This window comes from Xanthobacter sediminis (assembly GCF_043195015.1).
Taxonomy (GTDB): Bacteria; Pseudomonadota; Alphaproteobacteria; order Rhizobiales; family Xanthobacteraceae; genus Xanthobacter.
Genome location: NZ_JBAFWH010000068.1, coordinates 1 through 278 on the forward strand (window position 1 = coordinate 1; position 278 = coordinate 278).

1 protein-coding gene is annotated in these 278 nt (G+C 62.6%); it reads right to left on the reverse strand.

The window, feature by feature from the left end; genetic code table 11:
- On the reverse strand, nt 1-278 hold a 278-nt coding region (locus V5F61_RS21235), incomplete at both ends, for a DUF7146 domain-containing protein (protein ID WP_445329460.1).

Sequence of the window (278 nt, forward strand, 5' to 3'; positions counted from 1 at the left end):
GGCTTCCGGTTTCCTGCAAAGCCGTGATGCCGCGCTTCCGCAAATACGTCTCCACGATTGTGCCCGGAATCGGCTTTGCGGCTGCAAAGAGTCGTCGTGCCGAGGGGACCGGATCACGTGAAGAACATTGCTTTCCGCCATGGGGAACTTCCGCGTCTCGTGAGATTGGTGGAAGGCGCAGAAAGGATTGAGCCTCGGCGAGCACGTCGGCGAAGCTGGACAGGCCCTGGCTCTCCCGGATCACGTCGAGGAGGTCGCCGTGCTCCCCCGTTGCCGCA